This is a genomic window from Litchfieldia sinesaloumensis (genome assembly GCF_900156865.1).
Classification (GTDB): Bacteria; Bacillota; Bacilli; order Bacillales; family Bacillaceae_L; genus Ferdinandcohnia; species Ferdinandcohnia sinesaloumensis.
In genome coordinates, this window is record NZ_LT732529.1 from 3,704,078 (window position 1) to 3,722,615 (window position 18,538).

The following is an 18,538-nucleotide window of genomic DNA, read 5'->3' on the forward strand; positions in this document are numbered from 1 at the left end:
ATGACGTTTTTAACTGACAATCACATTGATAGCAACCAATTAAATAGCCTTGCACTCGCTTATATGGGGGATGCCGTATATGAAATGTATATACGGCATTACCTTCTTCAAAAGGGAAGTGTCCGACCGAATCAACTTCACAATAAGGCAAAGCATTATGTTTCAGCCAAAGCGCAGTCATCGGTGATTCATCAGATGCTAGATGAAGGTTTTTTTACCGAAGAAGAACAAGCTGTAATCAGGAGGGGGCGTAATGCTAAAAGCGGAACAGTTCCCAAAAATACAGATGTCCAGACATACCGTTACAGTACTGCATTTGAAGCCTTACTTGGCTTTCATTTTTTGCAAAAGAATACAGATCGTATCCATTCAATAATTGAAGAAGCAATTCAAATTATTGAATCTTAAGAAAGGAGGAAGAGCAAATGGCTAGTGATTATATTATCGGGAAGAACCCCGTTATTGAAGCTTTGAAGTCAGAACGTGATATCAATAAGATATGGATTGCAGAGGGATCTAACAAAGGGCAGATGAATCAGATTACATCTCTTGCAAAAGAGGGGAGTGTATTAGTTCAATTTGTTCCTAAGAAGAAAATTGACCAAATGGTAGAGGGTAATCACCAAGGTGTTGTTGCCCAGGTTGCAGCATATGAATATGCAGAGGTTGATGATATTTTAGAAGCAGCCGAAAAACGAAATGAAGCTCCATTTATACTATTACTTGATGAATTAGAGGATCCTCATAATCTCGGTTCGATACTTCGAACGGCTGATGCAGTTGGGGCACATGGTGTTATTATTCCAAAACGAAGAGCGGTAGGTTTAACCGCAACTGTTGCAAAAGCATCAACAGGTGCCATTGAATATATACCAGTTGCACGAGTAACAAATCTGGCAAGAACGATTGATGAATTAAAGGACCGTGGTGTATGGATTGTAGGAACCGATGCGAAAGGAAAAGAGGATTACCGAAATATTGATGGTAAGATGCCGATTGGCTTAGTAATTGGCAGCGAAGGCAAAGGTATGGGACGTCTTGTAAAAGAAAAGTGTGATTTTCTTCTACGTTTGCCAATGGAAGGGAAAGTAACCTCTTTAAACGCATCTGTTGCAGCAAGTCTACTTATGTATGAGGTATATCGTAAGCGGAATCCATTAGGAGAATAATACAAATGGATATCCTGCTGGTAGATGGCTACAACATAATTGGGGCTTGGCCAGAACTACGTCTTCTAAAAACAACGGACTTTTCAGCTGCGCGTGATTTATTAATTGAAAAAATGGCTGAATATCAGGCGTATACAGGATATAAGGTGATTGTGGTATTTGATGCACACCTCGTACCAGGAATTGAAAAGAAAACGAAAAGTCGAAAAATCGAAGTTATTTTCACACGTGAAAATGAAACGGCGGATGAGCGAATCGAAAAGCTTGCTAAACAATTAAGTAATATCAAAACACAAATCCATGTAGCTACTTCAGATTTTACCGAGCAATGGCAGATTTTCGGACAAGGAGCTTTACGTAAATCTGCAAGGGAATTATTGACCGAAATGGAAGTGGTGGAGTCAGGGATTCAAAAAGACGTCAAGAAAACATATCAAGAAAAAAGTGTTTCAAAAATCCCACTTTCTAATGAAATTGCTGAAATATTTGAAAAATGGCGCCGAGGACAATGAAGAGCGGTTGACGCTTGGAAAAGCACTCCTGTATAATATTGCTAGATAAAGAATTTTATGAACATTATTTATTCATTTATTACAGTAAGTTTTGTAGATAACAACTTCTAAGGTAGGTCGGAGGGATCGGTGTGAGTTCAAGCTTCGATGATTATGGCAACAGGTTAGAATATGACCGACTAGAGGATGAGGAAGTCGTGGAAATGGTCCATGCCGGTGAAAGTGAGGCACTGGACTATTTAATCAACAAGTATAAAAATTTTGTGCGTGCAAAAGCCCGATCATATTTCCTAATTGGTGCAGATCGTGAAGATATTGTTCAAGAAGGTATGATTGGCTTGTACAAGGCGATTCGTGATTTTAAAGAGGACAAGCTTTCCTCTTTTAAAGCGTTTGCAGAGCTTTGTATCACACGTCAAATTATTACTGCGATTAAAACAGCCACAAGACAAAAACATATTCCTCTTAATTCTTATGTTTCTTTGGACAAGCCGATATATGATGAGGAATCTGACCGTACATTAATGGATGTAATTTCAGGAGCAAAAATATTGGACCCTGAAGAATTAATCATCAACAGAGAAAAGTTTGATGATATTGAGTTAAAGATGGCAGAACTTTTAAGTGATTTAGAACGCAAAGTGTTGTCCTTATATTTAGATGGAAGGTCCTATCAAGAAATATCAGAGGACTTAAATCGTCATGTAAAGTCAATAGATAACGCGCTCCAACGTGTAAAACGTAAATTGGAACGCTATTTAGAAATTCAGGAAATCAAGTTATAAACCGTTTCTAACCATTATTTACAGTCGGGGGCTAGTATTGACATACAATTCAAGCCTGTGTTACATTTTTAAGGAAATTGAGACATTTTTTTAAAAATATAATGCGAGTAAGTGCATTTTACATGGATGGTGATAAAATGCGTAAAAAAGTAATTTTAGCCTGTGTGGAATGTGGCAATAGAAATTATACCACCATGAAGAATAGCACTTCTGGTGAACGACTTGAAATGAAGAAGTTTTGTAAGACTTGCAATTCTCACACGAATCATCGTGAAACGAAATAGATTAGGACTGTCTTGATAAAGTTGGAGGTTACATGGATGAAAAACATAACCAAGTTTTTTCGTGAAGTAGTTCGAGAAATGAAGAAGACTAGCTGGCCAAAGAGAAAAGAACTCACTCGTTATACTATTGTTACAATAACAACTGTTGTCTTCGTATCCGTATTCTTTGCTGTCGTTGATTTAGGAATTTCTGAATTAATACGTTTAGTACTTGAATAAACAAGGTATACTCATGGTATAATGATGGATAGAGATAAAGGAAGTAACAACAAGAGCCCGGTAACGGGTTTTTTTAATTGTAAAAAAATAGATGTCAAGACCCTAATAATACTATTGTTAAAGTGATAGATCCTAGCTAACTAACAAATGAGTAGTGTGGATTATGATCAGAGGGAGGGAAGGACAAGTTGTCCTAACTTATGGAAAAGAATTGGTATGTTGTTCATACGTATTCAGGGTATGAAAATAAGGTAAAAGCGAATCTAGAAAAACGTGTTGAGTCAATGGGTATGCAAGATAAAATCTTCCGTGTGGTTGTACCAGAGGAAGAAGAGACAGAACTTAAGAACGGAAAGAAGAAAATTGTTAAAAAGAAAGTGTTCCCAGGATACGTGCTAGTTGAAATAATTATGACCGACGATTCATGGTATGTTGTACGTAATACACCTGGAGTAACAGGCTTTGTAGGTTCAGCGGGTCATGGTTCAAAACCAACACCACTATTACCAGAAGAGGTTACATTCCTACTTAAGAGAATGGGGATGGATGAAAGACCAATTGAGGTTGATTTTGAATTAAAAGAAACAGTACGTGTAAAAGAAGGACCATTTACAAACTTTACCGGTGCAATTGAAGATATAGATGCAGATAAGCAAAAAGTAAAAGTACTAGTAAATATGTTTGGTCGAGAAACACCGGTAGAGTTAGATTTTACGCAAATAGAAAAAATCTAGAACGAAAAAGCGAAGTGTATAACAACCTCGTTTGGTTAGACAAATTTTTTTTAGAAAAACTTGATATTGTAAATTAAAAGTGGTAATATTGCATAGGTCAGTATGTCTTAAATGATATGAGACTAGCTATGCTAAACGTTCTTTATTGATATATAAAGAATAGATGAGTGGGAGGGTTAACCCCTATTACCACATCACGGACTTTAAGGAGGTGTGTCTCGTGGCTAAAAAAGTAATTAAAGAGGTAAAATTACAAATTCCAGCGGGTAAAGCAAACCCAGCACCACCAGTTGGGCCAGCACTAGGTCAAGCAGGTGTTAACATCATGGGATTCTGTAAGGAGTTTAATGCTCGTACAGCAGAACAAGCTGGTTTAATTATTCCTGTTGTAATCACAGTTTATGAAGATCGTTCATTTACATTTATTACAAAAACTCCTCCTGCTGCAGTTCTATTAAAGAAAGCGGCTGGAATTGAGTCTGGTTCTGGTGAACCAAACCGTAATAAAGTTGCAACAGTTAAGCGTGATAAAGTACGCGAGATTGCAGAAACAAAAATGCCTGATTTAAATGCAGCAAATGTTGAATCTGCAATGCGTATGGTTGAAGGTACTGCTCGTAGCATGGGAATTGTTATCGAAGACTAATTCCGATTTGTTACAATGTTCTCAAAGGGGTTGCGGATGGAACATATCATTTCTCTATTCGCAACCTTTGTTCTGTTTAGCTTCAGCTTAATTATATTTATGCTCTAGCTAGGCGTGGGAGGTTATTCCGTTAAAACCACAATCGAGGAGGAAATTATAATGGCAAAAAGAGGTAAAAAGTACGTAGAAGCTGCTAAATTAGTAGACCGTACAAAAGCTTACTCAGTTGCAGAAGCAATTGAACTAGTAAAGAAAACAAACACAGCTAAATTTGATGCTACTGTGGAAGTTGCATTTCGTTTAGGAGTTGACCCTAAGAAAGCTGACCAACAAATTCGTGGTGCAGTTGTTCTGCCAAACGGTACTGGTAAAACTCAACGTGTATTAGTTTTCGCTAAAGGTGAAAAAGCAAAAGAAGCAGAAGCAGCTGGAGCTGACTATGTTGGCGACAGTGAGTTCATCACTAAAATCAACCAAGGTTGGTTTGACTTTGATGTAATCGTAGCTACTCCTGACATGATGGGTGAAGTTGGTAAACTTGGTCGTGTATTAGGACCAAAAGGTTTAATGCCAAACCCTAAAACTGGAACTGTTACTTTTGATGTAACGAAAGCAATCAACGAAATCAAAGCTGGTAAAGTAGAATACCGCGTTGATAAATCTTCTAATATTCATGTTCCGATTGGTAAGATCTCATTTGATGATCAAAAATTAATTGAGAACTTCACAACAATCTATGAAACAATGCTTAAGGTTAAACCATCTGCAGCAAAAGGTACTTACATGAAGAATGTTGCTGTATCATCTACGATGGGACCTGGCGTAAAAGTTGACGCTTCTACTTTCTAATTAGAAAAAAGTGGATATTGACTTTTATGATAGCATTTCATATAATAAGTCATGTTGTTAACAAATGAATACATTTGTACCGTAGACAGTAGGTGCTTTAAGCTTAATTCCCTACCGAGGTGTAGTATATAATTACTTGATAATTACTACCTCTATGTCTACACGGCATAGAGGTTTTCTAATCTAGATACGTGTTCGTCATGGACACACTCTAACACCGAGCGGTTTCAAGTGTTTGTAATAACTCACAGGAGGTGTAATAGAATGAGTCATGCAGTAGAACAAAAGAAACAAATCGTAACTGAAATTGCAGACAAATTACGTGATAGTAAATCAACAATCGTTGTAGACTACCGTGGTCTTTCTGTAGCGGAAGTAACAGAACTACGTAAGCAACTTCGTGAAGCGGGCGTTGAATTCAAGGTTTATAAAAACTCTTTAACTCGCCGTGCTGCTGAACAAGCTGAACTTGCTGGTATAAACGATGCATTAACGGGTCCAAACGCAATTGCATTCAGTAATGAAGACGTAGTTGCTCCTGCTAAGATTCTAAATGACTTTGCGAAGAAGCATGAGGCATTAGAAATTAAAGCAGGTATTATCGAAGGAAATGTGGCAACTTTTGAAGAAGTTAAAGCTCTTGCAGATCTACCATCTCGCGAAGGTTTACTTTCTATGTTGCTTAGCGTACTTCAAGCACCTATTCGTAATCTTGCACTTGCTACTAAAGCAGTTGCAGATCAAAAAGAAGAACAAGGCGCTTAATCGTAGCACAACTATACAATACGAATTCCAAATAGGATAATTATTTAAGGAGGATTTTCTAATGACTAAAGAACAAATCATTGAAGCAGTTAAAAATATGACTGTTTTAGAACTAAATGACCTAGTAAAAGCAATTGAAGAAGAATTTGGTGTAACTGCTGCTGCTCCTGTAGCTGTAGCTGCTGGTGGCGGTGCTGAAGCTGCTGCTGAGCAAACTGAATTTGATGTTGTACTAGCAGATGCTGGTGGACAAAAAATCAAAGTTATCAAAGTTGTACGTGAAATCACTGGTCTTGGCTTAAAAGAAGCTAAAGAACTTGTTGACAACACTCCAAAAGCAATCAAAGAAGGCATTTCTAAAGAGGAAGCTGAAGAAGTTAAAGCTAAACTTGAAGAAGTTGGAGCTGGCGTAGAAGTTAAGTAATAACGTAAAAGAAAGCTCGCTATTAAGCGAGCTTTTTTTATCATTTTTGGAATGAAATGGGTAAACTGATCATATACTCTTATGTTGGGAGATACAGTAAATGGCCGAACATTATTATACTAGTAAACCCACCGTGGTAAGTAACCAAAAAACGTGGTCATTTGTTTTGAAAGGAAATCGTTTTTCATTTACAAGTGATAGCGGAGTTTTTTCGAAAAACGAAGTAGACTTCGGGTCGAGATTGCTAGTGGAGGCGTTTAAAACTCCAGAAGTGGCTGGTCCCTTTTTGGACATTGGTTGTGGATATGGTCCGATTGGTTTAGCACTTGCGAAGGTACATAACGAACGACATGTTGATATGATCGATGTGAATGAACGAGCAATTGAACTTGCGAAAAAGAATGCCGAAATGAATAAGGTGGCGAACATTGATATTCGTCAAAGCGACTTATTTTCACATGTTGAAAACAAAGGGTATGCCGCAATAATTTCAAATCCGCCAATTCGGGCAGGAAAAAAAGTGGTACATCGTATTTTAGAAGAAAGTTATAACTATTTGGTACCTGGCGGTGAACTATGGGTTGTTATTCAAAAGAAACAAGGGGCTCCGTCTGCAATCGAAAAGCTTGAAACGGTTTTTGGAGATGTTGAGATCGTAGAGAGAAAAAAAGGATACCATATTATTAAAGCTGTAAGAAAGTTAAACTAAAACATATTTTCACTTGACAAACACAAAAACAGGTTGACTGTCAATTTTACCTGTGGTAGCATTATATAATGCCGATATGTAATTTTTCCATGTATAACTAAAAAATTAAATATATGTATAAATATAGTATGTATGGAAAAACTAATAAAATCAATAGTTCGTTTTTTGAAAATGTGGTTTTCTTAGTAGAAACCCTTTTTCTTTTTGTCTATAAAAAAGAGGATGTATTGGCCTTACATAATAATTAAATGTACCTTAAAAGACAAAAGAAACGAGTGAAAGTGATTTAGAAATTGATAGGCTGCGATATGTGTCCTATCATTTTGATTTGCGGTTTACTTCTTACTGATTATAGAAGTTTATAAAGTAGACTTTTATAACTAGTAAGTATTTATAAATTAGCAAGATTAATAACGCTTGATATGAGGGGTGAATGGGTTGATAGGTCAACTAGTTCAGTATGGACGACACCGCCAACGAAGAAGTTATGCTCGTATTAGTGAAGTTTTAGAATTACCAAATCTTATTGAGATTCAAACCTCTTCTTATCAGTGGTTTCTTGATGAGGGTCTTAGGGAGATGTTCCAAGATATTTCCCCAATTGAAGACTTTACAGGTAACCTATCTCTAGAGTTCATTGATTACAGTTTAGGTGAGCCAAAGTATTCTGTGGAAGAATCAAAGGAGAGGGATGTTACTTATTCAGCGCCACTTCGTGTGAAGGTGCGTTTGATCAATAAAGAAACTGGTGAAGTAAAAGATCAAGATGTATTCATGGGTGACTTCCCACTCATGACAGAAACAGGTACATTCGTTATCAATGGTGCAGAACGTGTAATTGTTTCTCAATTGGTTCGTTCACCGAGTGTCTATTACAGTGGTAAAGTCGATAAGAATGGGAAACGCGGTTTTACTGCAACGGTAATACCAAACCGTGGTGCATGGTTAGAGTATGAAACAGATGCGAAAGATGTTGTTTATGTTCGTATTGACCGTACTAGAAAATTGCCGGTAACGGTACTTTTGCGCGCGCTTGGGTTTGGCTCTGATCAAGAAATCATCGATTTATTTGGTGAGAACGAATATCTACGTAACACACTTGAGAAAGACAACACAGAGAGCACAGAAAAAGCACTACTAGAAATATATGAGCGTCTACGTCCTGGAGAACCACCAACGGTCGATAACGCCAAAAGTTTGTTAGATTCACGCTTTTTTGATCCAAAACGTTACGATCTTGCAAGTGTAGGTCGTTACAAGATTAATAAAAAGCTTCATATTAAGAACCGTTTGTTTAATCAGCGTTTAGCAGAAACGCTTGTTGATCCTGAAACAGGTGAAATCATTGTAGAAAAAGATACTCTACTTGATCGCAGAACGCTTGACCGCATCATTCCTTATTTAGAGAATGGTATCGGATTTAAGTCCCTTCAACCTGTAGGCGGCGTTGTTGATGAAGAGATTACGCTTCAGTCAATTAAAATTTACGCACCGAATGATCCGGATGGCGAACATGTCATTAACGTTATTGGTAATGCCTATGTCGAAGAAGGTGTGAAGAATATTACACAAGCGGATATTCTCTCTTCTATTAGTTATTTCTTTAACCTATTGCATCAGGTTGGAGATACGGACGATATTGATCATTTAGGTAACCGTAGATTACGTTCAGTTGGTGAACTTCTACAGAATCAATTCCGTATTGGTTTATCAAGAATGGAACGTGTTGTTCGTGAGAGAATGTCAATTCAAGACACGAATACGATTACTCCACAACAACTAATTAATATTCGTCCAGTGATTGCTTCTATTAAAGAATTCTTTGGTAGTTCACAGCTATCACAGTTTATGGACCAAACGAATCCTTTGGCAGAATTAACACATAAGCGTAGGTTATCTGCTTTAGGACCTGGAGGACTAACGCGTGAGCGTGCAGGGTTTGAAGTTCGTGACGTTCACTATTCCCACTATGGTCGTATGTGTCCGATTGAAACACCAGAAGGACCTAACATTGGATTAATCAACTCATTATCTTCATACGCAAAGGTAAATCGATTTGGGTTTATTGAAACACCATATCGAAGAGTTGATCCAGAAACAGGTAAAGTGACTGGCAGAATCGATTACTTAACAGCAGATGAAGAGGACAACTATGTTGTTGCTCAGGCAAATTCTCGTTTAAGTGATGATGGTGCCTTCTTAGATGAAGATGTCGTTGCACGTTTTAAAGGTGAGAACACAGTAATTGATCGCGATCGCATTGATTACATGGATGTTTCTCCTAAACAAGTTGTTTCCGCAGCTACAGCTTGTATTCCGTTCCTGGAAAACGATGACTCAAACCGTGCGTTAATGGGAGCAAACATGCAACGTCAGGCAGTTCCGCTAATGAAGCCGGAAGCGCCTCTTGTAGGTACAGGTATGGAGTATGTATCAGGTAAAGACTCAGGTGCTGCCGTTATCTGTAAACATCCAGGTATTGTCGAACGTGTAGAAGCGAAGCAAATCTGGGTTCGTCGCTACGAAGAAGTAGATGGTCAAAAGGTTAAAGGTGACCTTGATAAATATCGTCTTCTTAAATTTATCCGTTCTAACCAAGGTACATGTTATAACCAGCGCCCGATTGTTACAGAAGGTGACGAAGTTGTAAAAGGAGAAATCCTTGCAGATGGTCCTTCAATGGAACAAGGTGAACTGGCATTAGGACGTAACGTTCTTGTAGGTTTCATGACTTGGGATGGATATAACTATGAAGATGCCATCATTATGAGTGAAAGACTTGTAAAAGATGATGTATATACTTCTATTCATATTGAAGAATATGAATCAGAATCTCGTGATACAAAATTAGGACCAGAAGAAATTACACGTGATATTCCAAATGTTGGTGAAGATGCGTTACGTAATCTTGATGAGCGTGGAATTATCCGTATTGGTGCTGAAGTGAAAGACGGAGACCTACTTGTTGGTAAGGTAACGCCTAAAGGGGTAACCGAGCTGACTGCTGAAGAACGTCTTTTACATGCAATATTCGGAGAAAAGGCACGTGAGGTTCGTGATACTTCCCTTCGTGTTCCTCACGGTGGAGAAGGGATTATCCTCGATGTGAAGGTGTTCAACCGTGAAGACGGAGATGAATTACCACCAGGTGTAAACCAGCTCGTTCGTGTTTATATCGTACAGAAACGTAAGATACACGAAGGCGATAAGATGGCTGGTCGTCACGGAAACAAAGGGGTAATTTCAAGAATCCTACCAGAGGAGGATATGCCATTCCTTCCAGATGGAACGCCAATCGATATCATGTTAAATCCACTAGGGGTTCCATCACGAATGAACATTGGGCAGGTTCTTGAGCTACACTTAGGTATGGCTGCAAGACAGCTAGGCATCCATGTTGCGTCACCAGTATTTGATGGAGCAACTGAAGAAGATGTATGGGATACTATAGAAGAAGCTGGTATGTCTCGTGATGCGAAGACAGTATTATATGACGGAAGAACGGGTGAACCGTTTGATAATCGTGTATCTGTCGGCGTAATGTATATGATTAAGTTAGCACACATGGTAGACGATAAGTTACATGCTCGTTCAACAGGACCATATTCTCTTGTTACTCAGCAACCACTTGGTGGTAAAGCTCAGTTTGGAGGACAACGTTTTGGTGAGATGGAAGTATGGGCACTTGAAGCTTATGGTGCTGCATATACTCTACAAGAAATTCTAACTGTTAAATCAGATGATGTTGTCGGTCGTGTTAAGACGTATGAGGCAATTGTAAAGGGTGAAAATGTACCAGAGCCTGGTGTCCCTGAATCATTCAAGGTATTAATAAAAGAACTTCAATCACTTGGTTTAGATGTGAAAATCCTTTCTGGTGATGAAGAAGAGATTGAAATGCGCGACCTAGAGGATGAAGAAGAAGCTAGCCAATCTGAGGGAATCTCTCTCGATTCTGACCAGCAAATCGATCCTGAACTAGAAAAAAATGCAGTTGTAAAAGAATAATTATAATGCCCGCGGCGGATGCCATTTCTTCCAAAGAGAGTATATCGAGATAAGTTTGATAAGCTCTGGCGTAAATCCGCCAAGGTGCATTTGGTTTGATTTAATTAACAAGCAAAGGTCAAATAGGGTAATCCTGTAGATCAAAAGGGAGGTAGGCCCCTTGTTAGACGTTAATAATTTTGAATACATGAGTATTGGCCTCGCTTCACCAGACAAAATTCGTTCGTGGTCATTTGGTGAAGTTAAGAAGCCAGAAACAATCAATTATCGTACATTAAAACCTGAAAAAGACGGGTTATTCTGTGAACGAATTTTTGGTCCGCAAAAGGATTGGGAATGTCATTGTGGTAAATACAAACGTGTTCGCTACAAAGGTGTCGTCTGTGACCGATGCGGCGTAGAAGTTACGCGTGCAAAAGTTCGTCGTGAACGTATGGGTCACATTGAACTTGCAGCGCCTGTTTCACATATTTGGTATTTTAAAGGGATTCCAAGCCGAATGGGTCTCGTCTTAGATATGTCACCAAGGGCTCTTGAAGAAGTAATCTACTTTGCTTCTTATGTTGTAACAGAGACTGGTGATACACCTTTAGATAAAAAACAATTACTCTCTGAAAAGGAATATCGTGCATACCGTGAAAAGTATGGCAACACATTCCATGCAGCAATGGGAGCTGAAGCGATCAAAAAGCTTCTGCTTGATATTGATCTAGAAAAAGAGGTCGATGGCCTTAAAGAGGAATTAAAAACTTCACAAGGTCAACGTAGAACTCGTGCAATTAAACGATTAGAGGTCCTTGAGGCATTCCGTAATTCAGGAAATGAGCCGTCTTGGATGATACTTGACGTTCTGCCGGTTATTCCTCCTGAACTTAGACCAATGGTTCAGTTGGATGGTGGTCGTTTTGCAACCTCAGATTTAAATGATTTATACCGTCGTGTTATTAACCGTAACAACCGTCTAAAGCGTCTTTTGGACTTAGGTGCTCCAAGCATCATTGTTCAAAATGAAAAGCGTATGCTTCAAGAAGCAGTTGATGCATTGATTGATAACGGACGCCGTGGCAGACCTGTTACAGGTCCTGGTAACCGTCCGTTAAAATCACTTTCACATATGTTAAAAGGTAAACAGGGGCGTTTCCGCCAAAACTTATTAGGTAAGCGTGTGGACTACTCAGGTCGTTCCGTTATCGTTGTTGGTCCAAACCTTAAAATGTACCAGTGCGGTTTACCAAAGGAAATGGCACTAGAACTATTTAAACCATTTGTGATGAAAGAGTTAGTCGAGAAAGGACTTGCTCACAACATAAAGAGTGCGAAACGCAAAATTGAACGCGTGCAACCTGAGGTTTGGGATGTGCTCGAATCAGTAATTAAAGAGCATCCGGTTCTATTAAACCGTGCTCCTACATTGCACCGTTTAGGAATCCAAGCGTTTGAACCAACATTAGTAGAAGGACGTGCAATTCGTCTACATCCACTTGTATGTACTGCATACAACGCGGACTTTGATGGTGACCAAATGGCGGTTCACGTACCACTATCAGCAGAAGCTCAAGCTGAAGCTAGAATTTTAATGTTGGCAGCACAAAACATCCTTAACCCGAAAGATGGAAAACCAGTTGTTACTCCATCACAGGATATGGTATTAGGTAACTATTATCTAACATTGGAGCGTCCTGGAGCAATCGGCGAAGGAATGGTGTTCAAGGATACGAATGAAGCAATACTAGCGTACCAAAATGGATATGTTCATCTTCATACAAGGGTTGCGGTTCATGCTGGATCATTGAAGAATCCTAACTTTACTGAAGAACAAAACAATATGTTGCTTATGACAACAGTAGGTAAGTTGATTTTTAATGAGATTCTTCCGAAATCATTCCCTTATATTAACGAACCTACAAAAACAAACCTTGAAGTAAAAACACCTGAAAGATACTTCATTCCTAAAGGTGCAAATGTTAAAGAAATTATTGCAAGCCAAGAACAGATTGATCCGTTCAAGAAAAAAATACTTGGTAATATTATTGCTGAAGTATTCAAACGTTTTAAAATTACAGAAACCTCAAAAATGCTTGATCGTATGAAAGATCTTGGATTTAAGTATTCAACAAAAGCTGGTATTACTGTTGGTGTATCAGACATTGTTGTACTAGCTGAAAAAGAAGAAATTCTAACAGAAGCACAATCAAAGGTTGATAATGTTTTAAAACAGTTTAGACGTGGTCTAATTACTGAGGATGAGCGTTATGACCGAGTTATCTCAATCTGGAGTGCTGCGAAGGATACCATCCAAGGCAAGCTTATGGCTTCACTAAATAAGCGTAACCCAATCTTCATGATGAGTGACTCCGGTGCCCGTGGTAACGCATCAAACTTTACTCAGTTAGCTGGTATGCGTGGACTTATGGCGAACCCGGCTGGTCGTATTATTGAACTTCCGATTAAATCAAGTTTCCGAGAAGGCTTGACAGTATTAGAGTACTTTATTTCAACTCACGGTGCACGTAAAGGTCTTGCGGATACTGCCTTAAAGACAGCTGACTCTGGTTATCTAACAAGACGTCTAGTTGATGTTGCTCAAGACGTCATCGTCCGTGAAGATGATTGTGGAACGGATCGTGGTTTACTTGTAAGCTCATTGAGAGAGGGGACAGAAATAATCGAACCTCTTGAAGAACGTCTAAACGGCCGTTACGCTAGAAAGAAAGTTGTACACCCGCAAAGTAATGAAGTATTAGTAGCGGAAAATGAGTTAATCACAGAAGATATCGCGAAAGCTATTATAGATGCTGGTGTTGAAGAGGTTACAATTCGTTCTGCGTTTACTTGTAACACACGCCATGGCGTATGTAAAAAATGTTATGGTCGAAATCTAGCAACAGGCTCTGAGGTTGAAGTTGGTGAAGCAGTAGGAATTATCGCTGCTCAATCAATCGGTGAACCAGGAACGCAGCTTACTATGCGTACATTCCATACAGGTGGGGTTGCTGGAGACGATATTACACAGGGTCTACCTCGTATTCAAGAGTTATTTGAAGCGAGAAACCCTAAAGGTCAAGCTGTTATTACTGAAATTAGTGGTGTAATAACCTCAATTAATGAAGTGAAAGACAGACAACAAGAAATTGTGATTCAAGGAGAAGTAGAATCTCGTTCTTACACTGCGCCATACAGTGCTCGACTGAAAGTAACAGAAGGTCAAGAGGTTGAAAGTGGTCAGGTATTAACAGAAGGTTCAGTAGATCCGAAAGAATTACTAAAGGTTACAAGTACAGCTGATGTTCAAGAATATCTATTAAAAGAGGTACAAAAAGTTTATCGTATGCAAGGTGTTGAAATCGGTGATAAACACGTCGAGGTAATGGTAAGACAAATGCTTCGTAAGGTTAGAGTTACCGATGCAGGCGATACAGATGTGTTACCAGGTTCATTACTTGATATCCATCAATTTACTGATGCAAACACTAAGGTTTTATTAGAAGGTAAAGCTCCTGCTACTGGTAGACCAGTACTCTTAGGTATTACAAAAGCTTCTCTAGAAACTGACTCGTTCCTATCAGCTGCGTCATTCCAAGAAACAACACGTGTCCTAACGGATGCTGCAATTAAAGGAAAACGCGATGAATTGTTAGGATTAAAAGAGAATGTAATTATCGGTAAACTTGTTCCTGCTGGAACGGGAATGAATCGTTATCGACGAGCAGAACCGGTTGTTGTCGAAGAAGAAGATACAGTAGTTGTTGAATAAAGGGTAGAAGAGCATATTTAAGATGTTTGGATGTCTACTATGAGTGAAATAATTTTATTTACTTGTAGTTGACATCCTTCTCTTAGGGTGTTAATATATCTAAGGTGCTCCTAAAACCTGATGCTTTGGAGGATATTTTATATGTCTTATGAAAAAGTATCACAAGCGAAGAGTATTATTATTGGTACAAAGCAAGCAGTAAAAGCATTAAAAACTACAAAAGTGTTGGAAGTTGTTGTGGCAGAAGATGCTGATCGGCGGGTAATCAATAAAGTATTGTTATTAGCTGAAGAACAACAGATTCCAATATCAAAAGTAGACTCAATGAAAAAGCTTGGTAAAGCTTGTGGAATTGAAGTCGGTGCCTCTACTGTTGCAATAATTAATTAATAACTGCCTTTGTGGAGAAATAACTCTGCAGAAGCGTTGTTTTTTGTAAAAAAATGAACCACCTGGATATGTGGTCTTGAAGAAAGAAGAAGGGAGGAAACAGATAATGCCTACTATTAACCAATTAATCCGCAAGGGTCGTGAATCAAAAGTTCAAAAATCAGACTCTCCTGCATTAAATAAAGGTTATAACAGCTTCAAAAAGTCACAAACTAACACTACTTCACCTCAAAAGCGTGGTGTTTGTACTCGTGTTGGTACAATGACTCCTAAGAAGCCAAACTCAGCACTTCGTAAGTATGCTCGTGTACGTTTAACAAACGGAATTGAGGTTACTGCTTACATCCCAGGGATTGGTCACAACCTACAAGAGCACAGTGTTGTACTAATTCGTGGTGGACGTGTTAAGGACTTACCGGGGGTACGTTATCACATCGTTCGTGGTGCGCTAGACACTGCTGGTGTTAATAATCGTATGCAAGGTCGTTCTAAATATGGTACTAAGAGACCTAAAGCACCTAAGAAATAATAGACTAACATATTTAAGATTGAAAGGAGGAAAAATCAATGCCTCGTAAAGGACCTGTTGCTAAAAGAGATGTATTACCAGATCCGATTTATAATTCAAAGCTTGTAACTCGTTTGATCAACAAAATGATGGTTGATGGAAAAAGAGGTAAATCACAAGCGATTCTATATAACGCGTTTGATTTAGTTCAACAACGTTCAGGTAAAGATGCAATGGAAGTTTTCGAACAAGCTATTAAAAACATCATGCCTGTCCTAGAAGTAAGAGCTCGTCGTGTAGGTGGTGCTAACTATCAAGTTCCTGTTGAAGTTCGCCCTGACCGTCGTACTACTCTAGGTTTACGTTGGTTAGTAAACTATGCTCGTCTTCGCGGAGAAAAGACGATGGATGAGCGTTTAGCTAACGAAATCCTTGATGCAGCTAACAACACTGGTGCATCAGTTAAGAAACGTGAAGATACACACAAAATGGCAGAAGCAAATAAAGCATTTGCTCACTACCGTTGGTAAGAAGTTCATTCAGTTTATACTGAATGAACGAACAACCTACGGCATCAGCCGTAGGTATAAACAGCTCTGTTAAGTAGATTAACAGAGCCATTACTACACTAAAAAACTATACTTACTCATAGGAAGGAGAAATACCCAATGGCAAGAGAGTTCTCCTTAGAAAAGACTCGTAATATTGGAATCATGGCTCACATTGACGCTGGTAAAACCACAACTACTGAGCGTATCCTTTATTACACTGGTAAAATCCATAAACTTGGTGAAACTCATGAAGGCGCTTCTCAAATGGACTGGATGGAGCAAGAACAAGAACGTGGTATTACGATTACTTCTGCAGCAACAACTGCATCTTGGAAGAATCACCGCGTTAACATCATTGACACACCAGGACACGTAGACTTCACAGTTGAAGTTGAACGTTCACTTCGTGTACTTGATGGTGCTGTAACAGTTCTTGATGCACAGTCTGGGGTTGAGCCGCAAACTGAAACAGTTTGGAGACAAGCAACGACTTACGGAGTACCACGTATTGTATTCGTAAATAAAATGGATAAGATCGGTGCTGACTTCTTATACTCAGTTGGTACTCTTCATGACCGTCTACAAGCGAATGCACACCCGATTCAATTACCGATTGGTGCAGAAGATCAATTCAGCGGTATTATCGACTTAGTTGAAATGAATGCAACATTCTATGGTAATGATTTAGGTACTGATATCGAAGTAGGTGAAATCCCTGAAGAATATCAAGATCAAGCAAACGAATACCGTGAAAAGCTTGTTGAAGCAGTAGCGGAATTAGATGAAGACTTGATGGAAAGATATCTTGGTGGAGAAGAAATCTCTAATGACGAACTGCGTAAAGCAATTCGTACAGCTACACTTAGTGTAGAATTCTACCCTGTAATGTGTGGTACTGCATTTAAGAACAAAGGTGTTCAAAAAGTACTTGATGCAGTAATTGATTATCTACCTGCTCCAACTGATGTTGCATCTATTCAAGGACATCTTCCTGATACAGGTGAAGAAGTTGAACGTCATTCTGACGACAGCGAGCCATTCTCAGCTCTAGCGTTTAAAGTAATGACAGACCCATATGTTGGTAAATTAACATTCTTCCGTGTGTATTCAGGTACTTTAAATTCTGGTTCTTATGTACAAAACTCAACTAAAGGAAAGCGTGAGCGTATCGGACGTATCCTTCAAATGCACGCGAATAGCCGTGAGGAAATCTCAACTGTATATGCAGGAGATATTGCTGCAGCTGTAGGATTAAAAGATACAACAACTGGTGATACATTATGTGATGAGAAAGAATTAGTAATTCTTGAATCAATGACATTCCCTGAGCCAGTTATTCAACTTTCTGTTGAGCCAAAATCTAAAGCTGACCAAGATAAAATGACTACAGCTTTACAAAAGCTTCAAGAAGAAGACCCAACATTCAGAGCACATACTGACCAAGAAACAGGTCAAGTTATTATCGCTGGTATGGGTGAATTACACTTAGACATTCTAGTTGATCGTATGAAACGTGAATTCAAAGTAGAAGCAAATGTTGGTGCTCCACAAGTTGCGTACCGCGAAACATTCCGTCAATCTGCTCAGGTTGAAGGTAAATTCGCTCGTCAATCTGGTGGACGTGGACAATACGGACACGTTTGGATCGAATTCTCTCCAAACGAAGAAGGAAAAGGCTTCGAATTTGAAAATGCGATTGTTGGTGGGGTAGTTCCACGTGAATATATTCCTGCTGTACAAGCTGGTCTAGAAGACGCTCTAGATAGAGGGGTTTTAGCTGGTTATCCATTAGTTGATATTAAAGCTAAACTTTATGACGGATCTTACCATGATGTTGACTCAAGTGAAATGGCGTTTAAGATTGCCGCTTCTATGGCACTTAAGAACGCTGCATCAAAGTGTCAACCTGTAATTCTTGAGCCTGTTATGAAGGTAGAAGTTGTAATGCCTGAAGAGTACATGGGTGATATTATGGGTGGTATTACTTCTCGTCGTGGACGCGTTGAAGGTATGGAAGCACGCGGTAATGCACAAGTTGTTCGCGCTATGGTTCCACTATCTGAAATGTTTGGTTATGCTACTTCTCTACGTTCTAATACACAAGGTCGTGGTGTGTTCACTATGCACTTTGATCACTACGAAGAAGTACCAAAGTCTATCTCTGAAGAGATTATCAAAAAAAATAAAGGTGAATAATTGATTTTCACCATTATATAAAGTATAACTACTTA

General features: G+C 38.9%; 18 protein-coding genes and 1 other annotated feature. All 18 genes read left to right on the forward strand.

Annotation, left to right across the window (positions count from 1 at the left end; genetic code table 11):
- The 18 genes from CZ490_RS18155 (at position 1) to fusA (ending at position 18,503) form a co-directional block, all read left to right on the forward strand.
- A complete protein-coding gene (locus CZ490_RS18155; protein ID WP_077620197.1) occupies positions 1-408 on the forward strand; it encodes a Mini-ribonuclease 3 in 408 nt (135 codons plus the stop codon).
- A 17-nt stretch (positions 409-425) separates the two neighbouring features.
- The gene (gene rlmB, locus CZ490_RS18160) at positions 426-1,169 is read left to right on the forward strand and encodes a 23S rRNA (guanosine(2251)-2'-O)-methyltransferase RlmB (RefSeq protein WP_077620198.1); all 744 of its coding nucleotides are present in this window, start codon (positions 426-428) and stop codon (positions 1,167-1,169) included.
- 5 nt (positions 1,170-1,174) lie between these two features.
- On the forward strand, positions 1,175-1,681 hold the full coding sequence (locus CZ490_RS18165; RefSeq protein ID WP_077620199.1) for an NYN domain-containing protein: 507 nt from the start codon (positions 1,175-1,177) through the stop codon (positions 1,679-1,681).
- A gap of 131 nt (positions 1,682-1,812) precedes the next feature.
- The gene (gene sigH / locus CZ490_RS18170) at positions 1,813-2,466 is read left to right on the forward strand and encodes an RNA polymerase sporulation sigma factor SigH (RefSeq protein WP_077620200.1); all 654 of its coding nucleotides are present in this window, start codon (positions 1,813-1,815) and stop codon (positions 2,464-2,466) included.
- A 137-nt stretch (positions 2,467-2,603) separates the two neighbouring features.
- On the forward strand, positions 2,604-2,750 hold the full coding sequence (gene rpmG, locus CZ490_RS18175) for a 50S ribosomal protein L33 (protein WP_077620201.1): 147 nt from the start codon (positions 2,604-2,606) through the stop codon (positions 2,748-2,750).
- 36 nt (positions 2,751-2,786) lie between these two features.
- Positions 2,787-2,969 (forward strand): preprotein translocase subunit SecE, encoded by a 183-nt coding sequence (gene secE, locus CZ490_RS18180; RefSeq protein WP_077620202.1) that lies wholly within the window; start codon positions 2,787-2,789, stop codon positions 2,967-2,969.
- A 200-nt stretch (positions 2,970-3,169) separates the two neighbouring features.
- A complete protein-coding gene (gene nusG / locus CZ490_RS18185) occupies positions 3,170-3,703 on the forward strand; it encodes a transcription termination/antitermination protein NusG (RefSeq protein ID WP_077620203.1) in 534 nt (177 codons plus the stop codon).
- A 220-nt stretch (positions 3,704-3,923) separates the two neighbouring features.
- Positions 3,924-4,349, forward strand: a complete 426-nt coding sequence (gene rplK, locus CZ490_RS18190) for a 50S ribosomal protein L11 (protein WP_010285014.1) — start codon at positions 3,924-3,926, stop codon at positions 4,347-4,349.
- Positions 4,350-4,508: 159 nt separating this feature from the next.
- The gene (gene rplA, locus CZ490_RS18195; RefSeq protein ID WP_077620204.1) at positions 4,509-5,198 is read left to right on the forward strand and encodes a 50S ribosomal protein L1; all 690 of its coding nucleotides are present in this window, start codon (positions 4,509-4,511) and stop codon (positions 5,196-5,198) included.
- A 61-nt stretch (positions 5,199-5,259) separates the two neighbouring features.
- Positions 5,260-5,387, forward strand: a sequence feature (ribosomal protein L10 leader region).
- 75 nt (positions 5,388-5,462) lie between these two features.
- The gene (rplJ, locus tag CZ490_RS18200) at positions 5,463-5,963 is read left to right on the forward strand and encodes a 50S ribosomal protein L10 (RefSeq protein WP_077620205.1); all 501 of its coding nucleotides are present in this window, start codon (positions 5,463-5,465) and stop codon (positions 5,961-5,963) included.
- A 61-nt stretch (positions 5,964-6,024) separates the two neighbouring features.
- Positions 6,025-6,387, forward strand: coding sequence for a 50S ribosomal protein L7/L12 (gene rplL, locus CZ490_RS18205; RefSeq protein WP_077620206.1), 363 nt, complete (start codon positions 6,025-6,027; stop codon positions 6,385-6,387).
- 100 nt (positions 6,388-6,487) lie between these two features.
- Positions 6,488-7,096 carry a class I SAM-dependent methyltransferase gene (locus CZ490_RS18210; protein ID WP_077620207.1) on the forward strand — a complete coding sequence of 203 codons (609 nt, stop codon included), beginning with the start codon at positions 6,488-6,490 and terminating at the stop codon, positions 7,094-7,096.
- Positions 7,097-7,534: 438 nt separating this feature from the next.
- Positions 7,535-11,104, forward strand: coding sequence for a DNA-directed RNA polymerase subunit beta (gene rpoB / locus CZ490_RS18215; protein ID WP_077620208.1), 3,570 nt, complete (start codon positions 7,535-7,537; stop codon positions 11,102-11,104).
- Positions 11,105-11,264: 160 nt separating this feature from the next.
- Complete coding sequence (rpoC, locus tag CZ490_RS18220; protein ID WP_077620209.1) at positions 11,265-14,858, forward strand: DNA-directed RNA polymerase subunit beta'; 3,594 nt, start codon at positions 11,265-11,267, stop codon at positions 14,856-14,858.
- Between the two features lie 141 nt (positions 14,859-14,999).
- Positions 15,000-15,248, forward strand: coding sequence for a 50S ribosomal protein L7ae-like protein (locus CZ490_RS18225; RefSeq protein WP_077620210.1), 249 nt, complete (start codon positions 15,000-15,002; stop codon positions 15,246-15,248).
- Positions 15,249-15,354: 106 nt separating this feature from the next.
- Positions 15,355-15,777: a 30S ribosomal protein S12 gene (rpsL, locus tag CZ490_RS18230; protein WP_077620211.1), complete on the forward strand. Its 423-nt coding sequence runs from the start codon at positions 15,355-15,357 to the stop codon at positions 15,775-15,777.
- Positions 15,778-15,815: 38 nt separating this feature from the next.
- Positions 15,816-16,286: a 30S ribosomal protein S7 gene (gene rpsG, locus CZ490_RS18235; RefSeq protein WP_077620212.1), complete on the forward strand. Its 471-nt coding sequence runs from the start codon at positions 15,816-15,818 to the stop codon at positions 16,284-16,286.
- A gap of 138 nt (positions 16,287-16,424) precedes the next feature.
- Positions 16,425-18,503 (forward strand): elongation factor G, encoded by a 2,079-nt coding sequence (fusA, locus tag CZ490_RS18240; RefSeq protein WP_077620213.1) that lies wholly within the window; start codon positions 16,425-16,427, stop codon positions 18,501-18,503.
- Positions 18,504-18,538 lie beyond the last annotated feature (35 nt).